Annotated in this window: 19 protein-coding genes; 15 read left to right on the forward strand and 4 right to left on the reverse strand. The window is 67.3% G+C overall.

All coding sequences use genetic code 11. The features are described 5' to 3' along the window. Positions 1–23: 23 nt before the first annotated feature. On the reverse strand, positions 24–773 hold the full coding sequence (phnF, locus tag AB4099_RS05200) for a phosphonate metabolism transcriptional regulator PhnF (RefSeq protein ID WP_441477258.1): 750 nt from the start codon (positions 771–773) through the stop codon (positions 24–26). 88 nt (positions 774–861) lie between these two features. On the opposite strand from phnF, the gene phnG reads away from it, so the two are divergent. From phnG to AB4099_RS05240, 8 genes are read left to right on the forward strand one after another with little or no spacing between them, the layout of a single operon-like run. Beyond that, on the forward strand, positions 862–1,302 hold the full coding sequence (gene phnG, locus AB4099_RS05205; RefSeq protein WP_113517350.1) for a phosphonate C-P lyase system protein PhnG: 441 nt from the start codon (positions 862–864) through the stop codon (positions 1,300–1,302). Beyond that, positions 1,302–1,904, forward strand: coding sequence for a phosphonate C-P lyase system protein PhnH (phnH, locus tag AB4099_RS05210; protein ID WP_441477259.1), 603 nt, complete (start codon positions 1,302–1,304; stop codon positions 1,902–1,904). Before phnG ends, phnH begins: the two co-directional genes overlap by 1 nt. Continuing rightward, the gene (locus tag AB4099_RS05215) at positions 1,904–3,046 is read left to right on the forward strand and encodes a carbon-phosphorus lyase complex subunit (RefSeq protein WP_441477260.1); all 1,143 of its coding nucleotides are present in this window, start codon (positions 1,904–1,906) and stop codon (positions 3,044–3,046) included. The genes phnH and AB4099_RS05215 overlap by 1 nt, the downstream gene beginning before the upstream one ends. Further along, a complete protein-coding gene (locus tag AB4099_RS05220; RefSeq protein ID WP_441477261.1) occupies positions 3,043–3,990 on the forward strand; it encodes an alpha-D-ribose 1-methylphosphonate 5-phosphate C-P-lyase PhnJ in 948 nt (315 codons plus the stop codon). Before AB4099_RS05215 ends, AB4099_RS05220 begins: the two co-directional genes overlap by 4 nt. Before the next feature lie 29 nt (positions 3,991–4,019). Then, positions 4,020–4,793 (forward strand): phosphonate C-P lyase system protein PhnK, encoded by a 774-nt coding sequence (gene phnK / locus AB4099_RS05225; RefSeq protein ID WP_441477673.1) that lies wholly within the window; start codon positions 4,020–4,022, stop codon positions 4,791–4,793. Between the two features lie 43 nt (positions 4,794–4,836). Then, a complete protein-coding gene (gene phnL, locus AB4099_RS05230) occupies positions 4,837–5,535 on the forward strand; it encodes a phosphonate C-P lyase system protein PhnL (protein ID WP_113517355.1) in 699 nt (232 codons plus the stop codon). Next, entirely contained in the window at positions 5,535–6,674 is a 1,140-nt protein-coding gene (locus tag AB4099_RS05235; RefSeq protein WP_441477262.1) for an alpha-D-ribose 1-methylphosphonate 5-triphosphate diphosphatase, read from the forward strand. Before phnL ends, AB4099_RS05235 begins: the two co-directional genes overlap by 1 nt. Further along, positions 6,671–7,366: a DUF1045 domain-containing protein gene (locus AB4099_RS05240; RefSeq protein ID WP_441477263.1), complete on the forward strand. Its 696-nt coding sequence runs from the start codon at positions 6,671–6,673 to the stop codon at positions 7,364–7,366. The genes AB4099_RS05235 and AB4099_RS05240 overlap by 4 nt, the downstream gene beginning before the upstream one ends. Here AB4099_RS05240 and phnN read toward each other — a convergent pair whose 3' ends face one another. Then, positions 7,367–7,936, reverse strand: a complete 570-nt coding sequence (phnN, locus tag AB4099_RS05245; RefSeq protein ID WP_441477264.1) for a phosphonate metabolism protein/1,5-bisphosphokinase (PRPP-forming) PhnN — start codon at positions 7,934–7,936, stop codon at positions 7,367–7,369. It abuts the gene before it with no gap. 40 nt (positions 7,937–7,976) lie between these two features. On the opposite strand from phnN, the gene AB4099_RS05250 reads away from it, so the two are divergent. Continuing rightward, complete coding sequence (locus tag AB4099_RS05250; protein ID WP_113517359.1) at positions 7,977–8,603, forward strand: LbetaH domain-containing protein; 627 nt, start codon at positions 7,977–7,979, stop codon at positions 8,601–8,603. Between the two features lie 152 nt (positions 8,604–8,755). After that, a complete protein-coding gene (locus AB4099_RS05255; protein ID WP_441477265.1) occupies positions 8,756–10,261 on the forward strand; it encodes a methyl-accepting chemotaxis protein in 1,506 nt (501 codons plus the stop codon). 109 nt (positions 10,262–10,370) lie between these two features. Here AB4099_RS05255 and AB4099_RS05260 read toward each other — a convergent pair whose 3' ends face one another. After that, complete coding sequence (locus tag AB4099_RS05260) at positions 10,371–10,940, reverse strand: helix-turn-helix domain-containing protein (protein ID WP_113517361.1); 570 nt, start codon at positions 10,938–10,940, stop codon at positions 10,371–10,373. A gap of 187 nt (positions 10,941–11,127) precedes the next feature. Here AB4099_RS05260 and AB4099_RS05265 point away from each other — a divergent pair, with 187 nt between their 5' ends. Next, complete coding sequence (locus AB4099_RS05265) at positions 11,128–12,369, forward strand: MFS transporter (RefSeq protein WP_441477266.1); 1,242 nt, start codon at positions 11,128–11,130, stop codon at positions 12,367–12,369. Positions 12,370–12,373: 4 nt separating this feature from the next. Here AB4099_RS05265 and AB4099_RS05270 read toward each other — a convergent pair whose 3' ends face one another. Then, positions 12,374–12,640, reverse strand: a complete 267-nt coding sequence (locus tag AB4099_RS05270; RefSeq protein WP_441477267.1) for a hypothetical protein — start codon at positions 12,638–12,640, stop codon at positions 12,374–12,376. A 339-nt stretch (positions 12,641–12,979) separates the two neighbouring features. Between AB4099_RS05270 and AB4099_RS05275 the strand changes: the two genes are divergently transcribed. From AB4099_RS05275 to AB4099_RS05290, 4 genes are all read left to right on the forward strand, one after another. After that, on the forward strand, positions 12,980–13,483 hold the full coding sequence (locus AB4099_RS05275; protein WP_113518598.1) for a hypothetical protein: 504 nt from the start codon (positions 12,980–12,982) through the stop codon (positions 13,481–13,483). A 274-nt stretch (positions 13,484–13,757) separates the two neighbouring features. Then, the gene (locus AB4099_RS05280; protein WP_043239658.1) at positions 13,758–14,072 is read left to right on the forward strand and encodes a hypothetical protein; all 315 of its coding nucleotides are present in this window, start codon (positions 13,758–13,760) and stop codon (positions 14,070–14,072) included. A 102-nt stretch (positions 14,073–14,174) separates the two neighbouring features. Further along, a complete protein-coding gene (locus tag AB4099_RS05285; protein ID WP_441477268.1) occupies positions 14,175–14,846 on the forward strand; it encodes an SOS response-associated peptidase in 672 nt (223 codons plus the stop codon). A 143-nt stretch (positions 14,847–14,989) separates the two neighbouring features. Then, the gene (locus tag AB4099_RS05290; RefSeq protein WP_162768308.1) at positions 14,990–15,238 is read left to right on the forward strand and encodes a hypothetical protein; all 249 of its coding nucleotides are present in this window, start codon (positions 14,990–14,992) and stop codon (positions 15,236–15,238) included. The last annotated feature ends 533 nt before the right edge of the window (positions 15,239–15,771 follow it).

Genomic DNA, 15,771 nt, shown 5'->3' on the forward strand with positions numbered 1-15,771 from the left:
CCCGACCATCCGAGCGGCTGCACTCACTCCGCGAACGGCTCGACCACCATCTCCATCCGTTCGCCGGCAAAGATGCCGTCGACCAGGTGGATCGGCGTCAGGTCAGGCAGGGCGTCGACCGCCGCGGAGAGCATGACCGCAGCGCCAGGTTCGACCCTGAGCAGCAGCGCTTCGCGCTCGCTGGCGAGCCGCGCCGAAAGCCGCGTCGAGAGCCGCACATAATCCGGGATGCCGCAGGCGGCGAAGGCTGCGGAGATCGACGAGCCGGCCCGGCTCAGCATCTTGTCGAAATCCGGGAAGCGTTCGGCCGAAAGGATATGCACGCCAGTGCTCACCGGCACGCCACCGGCAAGGCTCAGCGTCTCGATCCGCCAGAGCGGCGCTCCATCCTCCAAGCGCAGGGCCGCGCAGGCCTCTGCCTCGCCCTTGACGATCTCGGCACCCAGGATCGAGCCTGCCACGGTGATGCCGGCCGCGCCGAAATTGGTGCGCATGCTGACGCGCCGGCCGATGCGATAGGGAAAGCGCGGAGCAGTGACCTGCGTCCCGCGACCGCGCGAGACGCTGACCAGCCCCCGATCGGCGAGATGCCGAAAGGCCTGGCGAACCGTATGCCGGTGCACGCCATAGCGCTCGGCAAGCGCGAGCGAAGAGGGCAGCGTCGCGCCCGTCTCGTATTCGCCCCGCCCGATCGCCGCTTCGATCTTGTCCGCGATACGCCGCCATGCCGTGGCGGCTTCGCCGGCCTGGCTGGCTGCATGGGCATCCGTCATCAAAGCTTCATCCAAAATGTATAGACCTTTCTCTATGACGACCCTATCGTAGTCTAGACATTAGGCCCTGACCAGAGAGCGACCTGAGATGAGCGGGACCACCCCACGACAACAATGGCTGGCAATCCTCGCCCGGGCCTCACGCGCCGAAATCGAGAGCCTCGCCGGTGGGCTCGGCGCCCTGCCCGACCATGACGTGCTGAAAGCACCCGAAACCGGGACCGTCATGGTCGAGGGCCGTGCCGGCGGCGCGGGACGCCGCTTCAATCTCGGCGAAGCCACCGTGACGCGCTGCGTCGTGCGCCTCGGCGACGGCACGATGGGCTTCTCCTACGCTCTTGGTCGCGACGGCCGGAAGGCGCGGCTCGCAGCGGTGATCGACGGGCTGCTGCAGGGCGAAGGCGAGGCCGGGCCGCTCCGCAGCGGCGTCGCCGAGCTCGCCACCCGCCAGCAGGCGGCGCGCACCCTCGCCTCGCGCAAGGCTGCAGCCACCAAGGTCGATTTCTTCACTCTGGTCCGGGGCGCGTGATGCAGGACGACACACTCATTGGCGCCGGCTTTTCCGACCCGGTCTTCCAGTCCCAGGCCGCCTTCCGCGCCCTGCTCGCCGCCTTGTCGGAGCCCGGCCTCGTCGAGGACGTCGCAACCGGCTTTGCTGCACCGGCCGGATTGGAACCGGCAACCGCCATCGCCCTGCTGACCCTCGCCGATTACGAGACGCCGATCTGGCTGCCGGCCGACCTGCGGGCGGGCCCCGCCGGCGCCTGGCTGCGCTTCCATTGCGGCGCGACTCTGGTCGAAGGCCCGGCTGAAGCCGCCTTCGCCGTGCTCGACGGCACCAGCACCGCTCCGGCGCTGTCCGCATTCAGCCCCGGCACCGACCAGTTTCCGGATCGCTCGACCAGCGTGCTCGTGCAATGCGCCAGCCTCGCAGGTGGCGAGGCCGTGACGCTGACCGGCCCGGGTATCGCCGGACGCCGCGAGATTGCACCGAAGGGACTGCGCCCCGGCTTCTGGACCGAGGTCGCGGCCAATGCCGCGCGCTACCCCCTCGGCATCGACCTTATCCTCAGTCATGGCCAGGCGATCATCGGCCTGCCGCGCTCGACGCAGATCCTGGAGGCCCGCTGATGTATGTCGCCGTCAAGGGGGGCGAAGCCGCCATCCTCGCCACACATGATCTCATCGCGGAAGCCCGCCGCGGCAACGAGGCCGTGCCCGAATTGGCCGTCGCGCAGATCCGCGAGCAGATGGGGCTCGCCTGCGCCCGCGTCATGAACGAGGGCTCGCTCTACGACCCCGATCTCGCGGCGCTGGCGCTGAAGCAGGCACAGGGCGACGCCATCGAAGCGGCCTTCCTGATGCGGGCCTATCGCACCACCTTGCCGCGTTTCGGCTCGTCGGAGCCGGTCGACACAGCGCAGATGGCGATCCGCCGTCGAGTCTCCGCCACCTACAAGGATCTGCCGGGCGGCCAGGTGCTCGGCCCGACCTATGACTACACCCACCGCCTGTTCGATTTCGCGCTGATGGACGGCGCGTCTCCTGTCGCAGTGCCCGCGGCGGCGGCCGAGCCGCTCGACGCCACCATGCCGCGCGTGCCCGACATTCTCGGCGCCGAAGGCCTGATGGAAGCCGAGGAGCCGCCTGAGGGCGATCCCCGTCCCTTCGATCTCACCCGCGAGCCGGTCTCCTTCCCGGCCGACCGCGATGTCCGGCTCCAGGCCATGGCGCGCGGCGACGAGGGCTTCATGCTCGGCCTCGGCTATTCCGTGCAGCGCGGATACGGCAACTCGCACCCCTTCGTCGGCGAGGTCCGCGTCGGCGAGGTCAGCGTCGAATTCGTACCCGAGGAACTCGGCTTCGCCGTCGATCTCGGCGAGATCACGCTGACCGAATGCCAGATGGTCAACCAGTTCAACGGCACCAAGGACGTGCCGCCGCAGTTCACACGCGGCTATGGCCTCGCCTTCGGCCATGCCGAGCGCAAGGCGATGTCGATGTCGCTGGTCGATCGTGCACTCAAGGCGCGCGAGTTCGGCGAGGCGGCAGAGTATCCCGCGCAGCAGGACGAATTCGTGCTCTACCACTCCGACAATGTCGAGGCAGCCGGCTTCGTCGAGCATCTCAAGCTGCCGCATTATGTCGACTTCCAGGGCGAGCTCGAACTGATCCGCCGCATCCGCCGCGAGCGCGAGCAGCGACTTGCGGGCGAGACCCGAGAGACCCAGATCCAAGAGACGCAAGACACCCTGCCGGAGGCCGCGGAATGACCCTGCACCAGATCATCCCCGGCGAAGATACAAAGCCGGCTTATAATTACGCTTATCTCGACGAGCAGACCAAGCGGATGATCCGCCGCGCCCTGCTCAAGGCGGTCGCGGTGCCAGGTTATCAGGTGCCGTTCGGCTCACGCGAGATGCCGCTGGCGCGCGGCTGGGGCACCGGCGGCATCCAGATCACCGCCGCGATCATCGGCCCGGACGATGTGCTGAAGGTCATCGACCAGGGCGCGGACGACACCACCAACGCCGTCTCGATCCGCCGCTTCTTCGAGCGCACGGCCGATGCGAAGACGTCCGAGGCGACGGACGAGGCCACCATCATCCAGACCCGCCACCGCATCCCGGAGGCGCCGCTGAAGGCCGGGCAGATCATGGTCTATCAGGTGCCGCAGCCGGAGCCCCTGCGGAAGCTCGAGCCGCGCGAGGCCGAGACCCGCAAGATGCACGCCTGGGCCGAATACGGGCTGATGCAGGTCAAGCTCTACGAGAACATCGCCCGCTTCGGCGAGGTGACGACGACCTATGACTATCCGGTCGACGTCAATGGCCGTTACGTGATGGCCCCCTCGCCGATCCCGAAATTCGACAATCCGAAGATGCATATGTCGCCCTCGCTCCAGCTCTTCGGAGCCGGCCGCGAGAAGCGCATCTATGCGGTGCCACCCCATACCAGCGTGCGCAGCCTCGACTTCGAGGACCATCCCTTCCGCATCCAGAGCTGGAACGAGCCCTGCGGGCTCTGCGGCGCGACCGATTCCTATCTCGACGAAGTCATCACAGACGATCGCGGCGGGCGCATGTTCGTCTGCTCCGACAGCCATCATTGCGAGACGCGGCGCGCTGACGGTCATCGCGGCGCGATGCTGGCCGACGCATCGGCGCTCCATCTCGTCGACGACAAGCAGGCCAAGGACAAGGTGTCGAAGTCATGACCCAGCATGTCTCCCCGCAGGATCTCGGCATCGATCCCGATCCGCTGCTCTCGGTCTCCGGCGTCAGTCGCTTCTACGGCGAACGCATCGGCTGCGCCGATGTCTCCTTCGATCTCTGGCCGGGCGAGGTGCTCGGTATCGTCGGCGAATCCGGCTCGGGAAAATCGACCTTGCTGCGCTGCCTCGCCGGCATCGACGCACCGGACGCGGGCGAAGTGCTGTTTCGCGGCTCCGGCCAGCCGCTCGACATCTATTCGGTCGCCGAGCAGGATCGCCGCCGCCTGATGCGCACGGCCTGGGGCATCGTGCACCAGAACCCGCGCGACGGCCTGCGCATGGACGTCTCTGCCGGCGGCAATGTCGGCGAGCGCCTGATGGACCGCGGCGACCGGCATTACGGCAAGATCCGCGAGCGCGCGCTCGACTGGCTCACGCGTGTCGAGATCGCCGAGAACCGCATCGACGACCGTCCCCGTCAGTTCTCGGGCGGCATGCAGCAGCGCCTGCAGATCGCCCGCGTCCTGGTCTCCGAGCCGAAACTCGTCTTCATGGACGAGCCGACCGGTGGCCTCGACGTCTCCGTGCAGGCGCGGCTGCTCGATCTGCTGCGCGTGCTGGTCCGTGATCTCGGACTGGCCGCCATCATCGTCACGCATGACCTCGCCGTCGCGCGCCTGCTCACCGACCGGCTGATGGTGATGAAGGACGGCCGCGTCGTCGAGCAGGGGCTGACCGATCAGGTCCTGGACGACCCCCATCACGCCTACACGCAATTGCTCACCTCGGCCGTGCTGAGCGTATGAGCGTCACAATCGCGTCACCGGAACCGCGCAAGGCATCCCGATCATGACCACGATGATTCACGTCGAGAACGTCGCCAAGACCTTTACCCTGCACAATCAGGGCGGGGTCCGGCTGCCTGTCTTCGACAATGTCAATTTCAGCGTCGAGGCCGGCGAGGCGCTCGTCCTGGCCGGAGCTTCGGGCGCCGGCAAGTCGAGCCTGCTGCGCATTCTCTACGGCAACTACCGGCCGAGCTCCGGCCATATCCACATCACCCATGCCGGCCGGGCCATCGACATCGTCGCGGCCGTGCCGCGCACGGTGCTCGATATCCGTCGCCGCACGCTTGGTTTCGTCTCGCAGTTCCTGCGCGTGATCCCGCGCGTTTCGGCGCTCGACATCGTCCGCGATCCGCTGCTGGCGCGCGGCGTCTCCCCTGATGAGGCCAGCGAGCGTGCCAAGGCGATTCTCGCCCGGCTGAACCTGCCGGAACGCCTCTGGCATCTCGCGCCCGCCACCTTCTCCGGCGGCGAGCAGCAGCGCGTCAACATCGCCCGTTCCTTCGTCGATCCGGCGCCGATCCTGCTGATCGACGAACCGACCGCCTCGCTCGATGCCGCCAATCGCGACGTCGTGGTTGACCTGATCGGCGAGGCGCGCGCAAACGGGTCCGCCATCGTCGGGATCTTCCATGACGAGGCGGTGCGCGAGCGCGTCGCCACACGCTATCTCGACATCACAGCATTCCGGAAGGCCGCCTGATGCAGACCGTTCTCACCAATGCCAAACTGATCCTGGAGAACGAGGTCGTCACCGGCACGATCGCCTTCGACGCAACCGGGATCACCGCTGTCGACCAGGGCAGGTCGCAACTGCCGGGCGCAATCGATATCGGCGGCGACTATGTCGCGCCCGGCCTCGTCGAGATGCATACCGATAACATGGAAAAGCACTTCATGCCCCGGCCCAAGGTGTTCTGGCCGAACGGGCTTGCAGCCGCGCTGGTTCATGACGCCCAGATGGCGGCCTCCGGGGTCACCACCGTCTATGACGCGGTCTGCGCCGGTACGCCCTTCTCGGCCAAGGACTACCGCAAGGACATCTTCGCCGACGTGATGAAGGCCCTGCGCGAAGGCAAGGCCGAAGGCGTCTTCCGCATCGACCACCGCATCCACATGCGCTGCGAACTGACCAGCCCGGACCTGATGCGCGACATCGAGCCCTATCGCGAGGACGATCTCGTCCAGCTCGTCTCCCTGATGGACCACACGCCCGGCCAGCGCCAGTGGCGCGACATCCAGCACTTGCGCACCTATGCGCTCGGCAACGGCAAGACCGAGGCCGAGTTCGAGGAGGACGTCGCCGTCCGCCAGTCCGAAGGCACGGCCAATGTGCCGAGCAACTGGAGTGCCGTGGTCGAGATGTTCCGGACGCGTGGCATCCCGATCGCAACCCATGACGACACCACGGTCGACCATGTCGAGGCCGGTGTCGCGTCGGGCGCCGTGATCTCGGAATTCCCCACCACGATCGAGGCGGCGGCCGCTGCGAAGCAGCGTGGGCTTGCCACCATCGCCGGCGCACCGAACGTCGTGCGCGGCGGCTCGCATTCCGGCGGCGTCTCGGTCTCGGAACTGGCCGAGAAGGGCCTGCTCGACGGCCTCTCCTCGGATTACGTCCCGGCAAGCCTGCTGCAGGCGGTGCTGAAGCTGCATGCCAAACATGGCATCACGCTGCCGGAGGCCATGGGCATGGTGACCTGGAAGGTCGCCGACATCCTCGGCCTGAAAGATCGCGGCCATCTCAAGACCGGCCTGCGCGCCGATCTGGTGCGCTTCAAGGCGCTGGGTGCGACGCCCGTGATCGCCGCCGTCTGGTCGAAGGGCGAGCGCGCATTTTGAGTACGCCGCGCTACGCTCTCTATTACGCCCCCGCCGCCGACAGCGCCCTCTGGCGCTTCGGCAGCGCCGTGCTGGGCTATGACGCCGTCACCGGTGCGGATGTCCCCGCCCTGGTGCCGCCCGGCTGCGATCACAGCCAGTGGCCGGTCCTGACCGAAGAGCCACGTCGCTACGGTTTCCACGCCACTCTGAAAGCCCCATTCGAACTGGCCGCCGGTCGCAGCGAGGGCCAATTGCGCGCCTTCGCCCATAATTATGCGGCGGGCCTCGAGAGCGTCCGGCTCGACGGCCTGAGCCTGACGGCGCTTGGCTCCTTCATCGCGCTCACTCCTTCGGCCGAAAGCCCGGCGCTGCAGCGCTTCGCCTTCGCCCTCGTCCAGGCCTTCGAGCCGTTCCGTGCTCCGCTGGCCGAGCCCGACATGGCGCGGCGCCTGAAGCACCCGCTGACCCCGGCCCAGCGCGCCTATCTCGAAGCCTATGGCTACCCCTATGTCGGCGACGCCTTCCGTTTCCACATGACGCTGACCGGCTCGCTGCCGATGGATCAGGGGGCTTTGGTGCAGCTCGCTCTCAGGGATGCCTATGCACAGGCCGTTCCGGCGAAGCCCGCCGTGATCGACCGCATCGCGCTCTTCAAGCAGGACACGCGGGCAAGCCGCTTCCGTCTGCTCGACAGTTTTTCGCTGGCCTGATCAGCGATGCGGACTGAGCGCGGTCAGCACGGCGACGAGTTCGCCGGCCGCCTCGGCCACGGTCCGGTCGTTCTGGATCGAAACCAGCTGCGCGCGCTCGGTCGTCAGCGGCACCTCGCGAGCAAGGCGGGCACGGATATCGGCCTCGCTTTCGCGTCCACGCGCCGCCAGCCGCCTGGCAAGAACCTCGTTCGGGGCGGTGATGTTGACCACCGTCACCCGGCCGGCGAGACGCTCGGCCGCGGGAACGGCCCGGCGCGAGCCATTGGCGATGACCACCTGTCCGCTCGCGATGCCGGCGAGCGCCGCGGCCGGAATGCCGTAGCAGAGGCCATGGGCGCGCCAGCTCAGCGCGAGTGCGCCGCGCGCTTCGGCCTCGTCGAACTCAGCCTCGCTGCAGCTGTCATGGTCCTCGGCGCCAGCCATGGCCTGGCGGGTGATCAGGCGGCGCACAAAGGCGAAGCGGCCATCGCCCGCCAGCGCGGCACGGGCGGCATCCATCAGTGTGTCCTTACCCGCTCCGGACGGGCCAACCACCAGCACGAGAACTCCCGATTCTGCGGCCGCCATGGCTGCAGAGGGTTCCAACAGATCTTGAGAGGATGACGACATGGCGGGCAAGAAACTCGGACTTGAACCTGTGATCGACCCGACCGCTCACGTGCGGCAGGCGACGCTCGGGCGCTACACCGAAATCGGCGCGCGCACCTCCTTCGTCGAGTCGACGATGGGGGACTACTCCTATGTCGTGAACGACTCGAATGTCATTTACACGACAATCGGCAAATTCTGTTCGATCGCGGCCATGACGCGCATTAACCCGGGCAACCACCCGATGCAGCGGGCGAGCCAGTCGCATTTCAGCTACCGCGCCAGCGCCTATTTCGACGATGCCGAGGACGACGCGCCCTTCTTCGCCTGGCGCCGCTCCACACCGGTAACGATCGGCCACGATGTCTGGATCGGCCATGGCGCGATCGTACTGGCCGGCCGCTCGATCGGCACGGGCGCGGTCGTCGCCGGCGGCGCCGTCGTCACCAAGGACGTGCCGGCCTACACCATCGTCGCCGGCAACCCGGCCAAGCCGATCCGCCGGCGTTTTCCCGAAGACATCGCCGAGCGGCTGATCGCGCTGTCCTGGTGGGACTGGGATCATGCAGCCTTGCGCGCCGCACTCGACGATTTCCGGACGTTGCCCGTCGAAGCCTTTCTCGAGCGCTATGAAGGCCCGCAGTGAACCGCTGGCGACCGACAATCCTGCGGCATAGGACCACAGACACTCCGTCCTGCAGGCAAGCGCCGCAATCTTCTTCGGATGTTAACCAGCCATCGCCGAGTTTCGGCCTGCGTGCCGAGGGGGCTCGGCGCATCAGGCTTGAGTAAACGGCTATGGCACCATCCGACGATCTCGCCCGGCGGCGCGACTTCATGAAGCTCGGTCCGGACGCGTTGCGGCGCATCCACGATGTCGAGGAGACGCTGCTGGAGGCCCTGCCGGATGCGCTCGGCGCCTTCTATGCGCAGGTCCGCGCCTTCCCCGAAACCCGCGCCTTCTTCGGCAGCGACGCCCATATCGAGCACGCCAAGAGCAAGCAGCTCGGCTACTGGGATCGTATCGCCAAGGGCCAGCTCGACGAGGATTACGTCGCCGCCGTCACCACGGTCGGCAAGGTCCACGCCCGGATCGGGCTGGAGCCGCGCTGGTATATCGGCGGCTATGCCCTGCTCCTGGAGCATCTGATCGGCAAGGTGCTCGAGGCGCGCTGGCCGAAGGGCCGCTTCGGCGGCAAGATCGAAGGCGCCGAGGAGCGTGCCGCCGAGATCACCGCCATCGTCAAGGCGACGCTGCTCGACATGGACTATGCCATCTCGGTCTATCTCGAAGCCTCCGAGCACGCCCGCCTCAAGGTCGAGGCGGAAGCCCGCGCCGTCGAGCAGGCCAAGGCGGACGAGCGCGACAGGGTCGTCAGCCTGGTCAGCGAGGGCATGGCCGCGCTCGCCAAAGGTGACTTGACCTTCCGCATGGATGCGGAGATGCCGCCCGAATACGCGCTGCTGCGCAGCCATTTCAATCATGCCATGGAACAGCTCGGCGAGATGGTCACGACCATCCAGGCGACGTCGGGCTCGATCGCCACCTCCTCGCAGGAGATCGCCTCCGGCGCCGACGACCTGTCGCGGCGCACCGAGGAACAGGCCGCCGCGCTCGAACAGACGGCAGCCACCACCGAAGAGCTCGCCGCGTCCGTCAAGACCTCGGCGCAGTCTTCGCGCGAGTCGGTTGCGCTGGCCGATGACGCCGCTGCCGTCGCCCGCACCGGCGGCACCATCGTCAGCGACGCGATCGATGCCATGACCCGGATCGAGCAGGCCTCGAAGAAGATCTCGGAGATCACCACGGTGATCGACGGCATCGCCTTCCAGACCAATCTTCTCGCCCTCAACGCCGCGGTCGAAGCGGCGCGTGCGGGGGATGCCGGGCGCGGCTTTGCCGTCGTTGCAGCCGAGGTCCGGGCGCTTGCCCAGCGCTCGGCGGAAGCTGCCAAGGACATCACCGGGCTGATCGGGTCTTCCGATGCCGAGGTCGCCGAGGGCGTCCGGCTCGTCCGCCTCGCCGGCGGCACCCTGGAAAAGATCGTCGATGCCTCGATGCGCGTCTCCGGCACCGTCAACGAGATCGCGGTGGCGTCCGGCGAACAGGCCAATGGCATCGACGAGATGAGCCAGACCGTCAGCCATATGGACGAGATCACCCAGAGCAACGCGGCGCTTGCCGAACAGAGCGCAGCCTCGGCCCGCACCCTGCTCAGCCAGATCGAGCGGCTGAACCAGCTCGTCGCAGCCTTCCGCACGCAGGAGCAGCGCGCAGCCAGGGCCGGGCACCGGGCAGCCTAAACATCGGCCCGAAAAGTGCTTTGCGGTTTTCGGGAAAGCCGATGCAAACGCAGAAAGTTAGATCATCGAACCGGATACGATATCCGGTTCGATGATCTAGAAAGATGGCCTATCTCCGAACGAGGGCGACGAGATAGACGCTCTCGCCCGCGCCCGGGTTGAAGAAGGACGAATCCGCCGGCGGTCCGAGCTGCAGGCAGTCGCCCTGCTGCAGGGCGTGGGTGACGCCGCCTTCGCGGAATTCGAGCTCGCCCTGCAGAACCCAGATCTGCTGGCGCTGGAACAGGAAGGCGGCGGCCGGATACGGCACCCGCACACCGGGCGGCAGCGAGATCTGCAGCAGCTCGAGAATATCTCCGGAGGGCGGCGAGATCGTCCGGCGGACGTAGCCGGTTTCCGGGTCCTGCCAGACCGGCTGATGGCCATGACGGCTGATGCGGTCTTCCGAGCGCTCGGCCAGCGCCAACAGCACTGAGAGCGACAGGCCAAAGGCCCCCGACAGCCGCCCGAGCACGGTTGCCGTCGGGCTTGCATCGCCGCGCTCAATCTTGCTGATCATCGCCTTTGAGACGCCTGAACGTTCGGCAAGATCAGCCAGCGACCAGCCGCGCGTGTCCCGTTCGATCCGGATGCGGGCGGCGATGGCCTGGTTGGGGTCGTCTTGGCTCTGGGAACGCATGGACTCTCGGTCTGCTTGCGAAGCGCGTCCTAAGCTCTTCCGGCGTCTCGCCCCTCCGCTCAAGAGGCTCGAACCGAAAAACGACGCATCACGCCTGAATCGTCTTCTATAGAAGCCATACGTATACTATAGGAGACGATAGAGCGCCGGCGGATCGTTCCGCTCGGGCGCAGAAGGCCGGTGAGCGATGCAGGCTGGGCTCCGAACTCTCGGCGGGACCACTTCCCCGCATGCCACGAAGGCGCGCTCGCTCGCGCTGCTCCTCCTCGCCGAAACCCTGGCGATGGCAGCCTGGTTCGCTTCTGCCGCGGCCGTCGCCGCGATCCGCCGGGAGCAGCCGCTCGACCCACTGAGCGAGGTGCTGCTCACCAGTTCCGTCCAGGCCGGCTTCGTCCTCGGCACGCTCGCAAGCAGCCTGCTCGGCCTGGCCGACCGCTTCGATCCGCGCCGCCTCTTTGCCCTCTCCGGAGCGGCCGCGGCCGCACTCACCGCGTCGCTCGCCCTGCTGCCGCCGGTCGGCCCCGTGACGATCACCCTGCGGGTCCTGACGGGCCTGTGCATGGCCGGCATTTACCCGGTCGGCATGCGCATTGCCGCGACCTGGGCGAACAAGGACCTCGGTCTGCTGATCGGCCTCCTGGTCGGCGCCCTCGTCATCGGCTCGGCGAGCCCGCATCTGCTCGGTGCCTTCGAGGGCATCGGCTGGCGCGGCATCTATCTCGGCGCCGCCGCCTCGACGCTGTGCGGCGCTCTTCTCATCCTGTTTGCCGGGCTCGGCCCCCATCTCGTCCGACGCGCCGGTCTCGCTCTCGGCCAGTTCGCCCAAGCCTGGCGCAACCCTGCGCTGCGTCTCGCCAATGCCGGCTATTGCGGCCACATGTGGGAGCTCTACGCCATGTGGGCCTGGCTCGGCGTGTTCCTGCAACAGACCGTCGCCGGACACGACCCGCAGGCCGGGCACGGCTCCGCCGCGGTGCTGACCTTCTTCGCCGTCGCCTCCGGCGCGCTCGGCGCCTGGCTCGGCGGCTGGCTGGCAGACCGGCTCGGTCGCACTGCGGTCACCATCGGCGCCATGGCGATCAGCGGCGCCTGCGCGCTTGCGATCGGCTGGCTCGCCGCAGCCCCTGTCATGCTGGCTCTCGTCGCGAGCCTCTGGGGCATCTCGGCCGTAGCCGACTCCGCCCAGTTCTCGGCCAGCGTTGCCGAGCTCGCCGAGCCCTCGCTGGTCGGCACCATGATCACGGCACAGACCTGCGCCGGCTTTCTGGTGACGCTTGTCTCGATTCACCTGGTGCCGCATCTCGTCTTGGCCTTCGGCTGGACGGCGGCGTTCTCGGTACTGGCGCTCGGCCCCGCCGCCGGCTGCTGGGCGATGTGGCGGCTACGCCGGCATCCCGACGCAAGCAGGCTCGCGGGCGGGAACCGCTGAGGCCTTAACCCTCCGTCGCCCGCGCAACCGCCTGGCCCAGCCGCGCGATCGCCTCGGCCGCGCCCGCCTTCAACGTGACGTCCTGCGCCTCGGCATCCCTGGAAAGTTGCTCGCTCAGTGCCGCGAGGCTGATCTCGTTGCCGGTCGCTGCGAGCTTCAGCACCGCGTTCGCGAGAACATTGGGCCAATAGGCGGCACCGCCCTTGGCCAGCCCCTTCGCCTTGCGGCCCTCGAACTCCTTGGTGAGTTGCTCCGGCGTCTTCCTGGCCATGTCCGTCTCCGGTTCCTCTGCTGGTTTGGCCCCATGGACGAGACGGAAGCGGCGCGGTCAAGCCCGTTGGCGGAACGACAGGCCGCGCCCCCCTGTCTTCTGGCAGGAGAACGCGCGAAGCGCCGGCCCCCCTTCCCACCCTGTTCGACCTCGTCTCGGGTGCGGCCGCATCGGACGCATGGGCCGCCAACCTCAGAACCGTGATCGGCAGCACCAAATCCCTCATGGACCGTTCATTTTACGAGGAATATCCTCTTTTCCGGAGACCTGACCGGGATGGGATGCGCTCGCCCGGCCCAGGTTCCGCCGACGGGCATGCCCCGTCAGGAGGCGATGACCATGACCAAGACCAGCACTGCGCTTGCCCTCGGCCTGTTTGCGCTCGCGGGCGGCTTCGTCCTGCCGGCCGCGACACCGGCCCAGGCCCTGACGATGAAGGAATGCAGCACGAAATATAACGCCGCCAAGACCGGCAACACGCTGGGCGGCCAATCCTGGAACGACTTCCGCAAGAGCCAGTGCAGCGACGCCGCCACGCCGGCCGCCGCAACGCCGGCTGCTGCCCCAGCCGCCGCCCAGCCGAAGCCGCAGATGGCAGCGCCCGCCGCCGCGCCGGCTCAGGCGAAGCCGCACGCCGCTATGCCGGCCGCCATGGGAAATGCTGTCTTCCCGGCCAAGATCGACCCGAAATACGCTTCCGAGACCGCCGGCAAGCAGCGTTTCAAGACCTGCAACGACCAGTACAACATCAACAAGGCCAATGGCGGCAATGGCGACCTGAAATGGATCCAGAAGGGCGGCGGCTATTACAGCCAGTGCAATGCCAAGCTGAAGGGCGTCTGAGACAGACTCATCACGCCCCGCTTCCCCTCTCCCTGATCTCGGACCTGCCCGAGATCAGCTCTCAGAAGTATCGAAGTCGGGAACACCCGACTTCGATACGAGGGGTCCTCGCACCGTCCGGGAAGGAATTGCCGGGCAGTTTCTTCCCGCCTGCCGGAATTTCGCGTGCAGCGACAGCGGAGCCGGCAAATAGATCATTGAAAAACAAGGACTTATCCGGCGGCGCTGCTGGCCCGCCCCTTGCGTGACGCGTGCAACCAACCCGGAGGTTGCCATGTCGATTTCAATCTCGTCGTCCCAGCCGGCGACATCGCTTGCCGACGCCTTCAAGACCGTTGCCAAGGTTGCCGACAAGTCCGCGGCGCAGAAGACGGCGGAAACGGATTTCCTCAAGCACGCCCAGATGACGCCGGCCGAGCGCATGCACACCGCCATGCTCGCCAAGTTCGGCCTGACCAAGGAACAGTTCGACCAGCTCGATCCCAAGGCCAAGGGCGAGATCGCCGACAAGATCCGCGACGAGATCAGGAAGCAGCTGGAAGCCAGCGGCACGATGCGGACCGGCGTGATCACCGACAAGAAGGTCTGAACGCGCGCTGAACCTCCCCATGCCGGGAGGGTCAGCGCCGCGCTTTACAGCGCCACCGCCGCGGCATCATCCTGCCTCTCCGCCGGTCAGGAGGATGACGCCATGTGCGGACGATTCAGCCAGGCCTTTACCTGGGAGGAGATCGTCGCCTTCAGCCAGCCGCTGACGGTGCCGACCGAGCGGGCCAATCTCCAGCCGCATTACAATCTCGCGCCGACCGACACGGTGCGGATCATCGTCAGGACACCGCTCGGCCGCGAGCTCGTCCCGGCGCGCTGGGGATTGATCCCGCCCTGGCACAAGGGCCGGCCGAACGAGGCCGGCGCCACCTTCAATGCCCGCGTCGAGTCGGTCGCGACGAAACCGGCCTTCCGCTCGGCCTTCAGGAGCCGACGCTGCATCATCCCGGCCAGCGGCTTCTTCGAATGGACCGGCCCGAAGGGCGACAAGACCCCGCATTTCATCAGCGCCGCCGATGGCGCGCTGCTTGCCTTCGCCGGGCTTTGGGAACGCTGGAGGGATCCGGAAACCGGGCAGGAGATCATCAGCTGCACGATCATCGTGCGCGACCCCGTCGCGGGCATCGCGACGCTGCATGACCGCATGCCCTGCATGCTGCACCCCCGGGATTTCGACGCCTGGCTCGACGGCTCCGCCGGCGAAAAGCTGCTGAGCGACCCGCCGCCGGCGCTGCGCGACTGGATCGTCGACCGCCGCGTCAACAAGAGCGGCGTCGGCGATGACGATCCCGGGACGATCATGCCGCTGGGTTAGCCGGCTCACGCGAAAAACCCTGGCTCCTCTGCAATGCCCTGCCTGCAGATCAGGGCCTCGGTCAGCGTCGTTGCGCCGCACGGCCGGGCGGTGCAGGAGCGGCGCAAAAGGGCCGCATGGCCCGACCGCTCAGGACAGCCATCATGCCTCTCGCTTCCCGCGCGCTTGCCGCGGCCTTCGCCTGCCTCCTCGCCTCTCCGGCCGCGGCCGCGATCACCGATCCTGACATGACCTGTGCCGCCTATCTGCGGAATGGCGGCCACAAGCCGGCGGCCGGCCACGCCGCCAGGGACAGGGCACCCGCCGATGTCGCTGCCAGGATCAGGGCCTTTTGCGCCGCCAACCCAAAGATGAAGGCGATGGACGCTGAGATGACGATGACGGGGGATTGAGGCGGGCGGGGCTCGATCGCGGCTACACGTCCAGCAGGCTTTACTCTGTCATCGCGGCTGGGCGAGCCGGCCCGGCAGTCGCCTGCCAGCCCGGCTCTGACCGGGGACGGACGAAACCAAGCTCGCCTCGGCTGGTCCTATCAGAGCGCCGACGTTCAAGAGATTCAACGCCGGCTTTCGGCGCATTGATCACCCCAAGGGATGAACCAAGCCAGCACCATAACGATGTGTCAGCCGGTTGATTCCGCCCGGTGGCCATCAAATACGTGATGTGACGCCCGAGGGCGCCATTCGGGGCAGGCCTCCTGCTCCTAGCGCACAATTAATGTGAAACGAACAATCACATGGCATCACCGGGTCCTAGCCGGGATTAACCGGGAATAGGCGGGATCAGGCGGAAAGCCGCGGTAGGACAGGCACTTAGGCGGGCGGTGGCGCAAAGGCCATTGCCATTTGATTGTTCGCAGCCTTGCAGGCCGGAAATCCCGAAAGCCAGAAAGCCCGAGACGGTACTTGCTGCTAAGACGTTGAAA

This window comes from Allobosea sp. 2KB_26 (genome assembly GCF_052115715.1).
In the GTDB taxonomy this organism is placed as follows: Bacteria; Pseudomonadota; Alphaproteobacteria; order Rhizobiales; family Beijerinckiaceae; genus Allobosea.

What these genes read in the sequence shown, in the direction of transcription:
- phnF (WP_441477258.1), bottom strand. Translation starts at nt 773, where the DNA reads ATGACGGATGCCCATGCAGCCAGCCAGGCCGGCGAAGCCGCCACGGCA.
- phnG (WP_113517350.1), top strand. Translation starts at nt 862, where the DNA reads ATGAGCGGGACCACCCCACGACAACAATGGCTGGCAATCCTCGCCCGG.
- phnH (WP_441477259.1), top strand. Translation starts at nt 1,302, where the DNA reads ATGCAGGACGACACACTCATTGGCGCCGGCTTTTCCGACCCGGTCTTC.
- AB4099_RS05215 (WP_441477260.1), top strand. Translation starts at nt 1,904, where the DNA reads ATGTATGTCGCCGTCAAGGGGGGCGAAGCCGCCATCCTCGCCACACAT.
- AB4099_RS05220 (WP_441477261.1), top strand. Translation starts at nt 3,043, where the DNA reads ATGACCCTGCACCAGATCATCCCCGGCGAAGATACAAAGCCGGCTTAT.
- phnL (WP_113517355.1), top strand. Translation starts at nt 4,837, where the DNA reads ATGACCACGATGATTCACGTCGAGAACGTCGCCAAGACCTTTACCCTG.
- AB4099_RS05235 (WP_441477262.1), top strand. Translation starts at nt 5,535, where the DNA reads ATGCAGACCGTTCTCACCAATGCCAAACTGATCCTGGAGAACGAGGTC.
- phnN (WP_441477264.1), bottom strand. Translation starts at nt 7,936, where the DNA reads ATGGCGGCCGCAGAATCGGGAGTTCTCGTGCTGGTGGTTGGCCCGTCC.
- AB4099_RS05250 (WP_113517359.1), top strand. Translation starts at nt 7,977, where the DNA reads ATGGCGGGCAAGAAACTCGGACTTGAACCTGTGATCGACCCGACCGCT.
- AB4099_RS05255 (WP_441477265.1), top strand. Translation starts at nt 8,756, where the DNA reads ATGGCACCATCCGACGATCTCGCCCGGCGGCGCGACTTCATGAAGCTC.
- AB4099_RS05260 (WP_113517361.1), bottom strand. Translation starts at nt 10,940, where the DNA reads ATGCGTTCCCAGAGCCAAGACGACCCCAACCAGGCCATCGCCGCCCGC.
- AB4099_RS05265 (WP_441477266.1), top strand. Translation starts at nt 11,128, where the DNA reads ATGCAGGCTGGGCTCCGAACTCTCGGCGGGACCACTTCCCCGCATGCC.
- AB4099_RS05270 (WP_441477267.1), bottom strand. Translation starts at nt 12,640, where the DNA reads ATGGCCAGGAAGACGCCGGAGCAACTCACCAAGGAGTTCGAGGGCCGC.
- AB4099_RS05275 (WP_113518598.1), top strand. Translation starts at nt 12,980, where the DNA reads ATGACCAAGACCAGCACTGCGCTTGCCCTCGGCCTGTTTGCGCTCGCG.
- AB4099_RS05280 (WP_043239658.1), top strand. Translation starts at nt 13,758, where the DNA reads ATGTCGATTTCAATCTCGTCGTCCCAGCCGGCGACATCGCTTGCCGAC.
- AB4099_RS05285 (WP_441477268.1), top strand. Translation starts at nt 14,175, where the DNA reads ATGTGCGGACGATTCAGCCAGGCCTTTACCTGGGAGGAGATCGTCGCC.
- AB4099_RS05290 (WP_162768308.1), top strand. Translation starts at nt 14,990, where the DNA reads ATGCCTCTCGCTTCCCGCGCGCTTGCCGCGGCCTTCGCCTGCCTCCTC.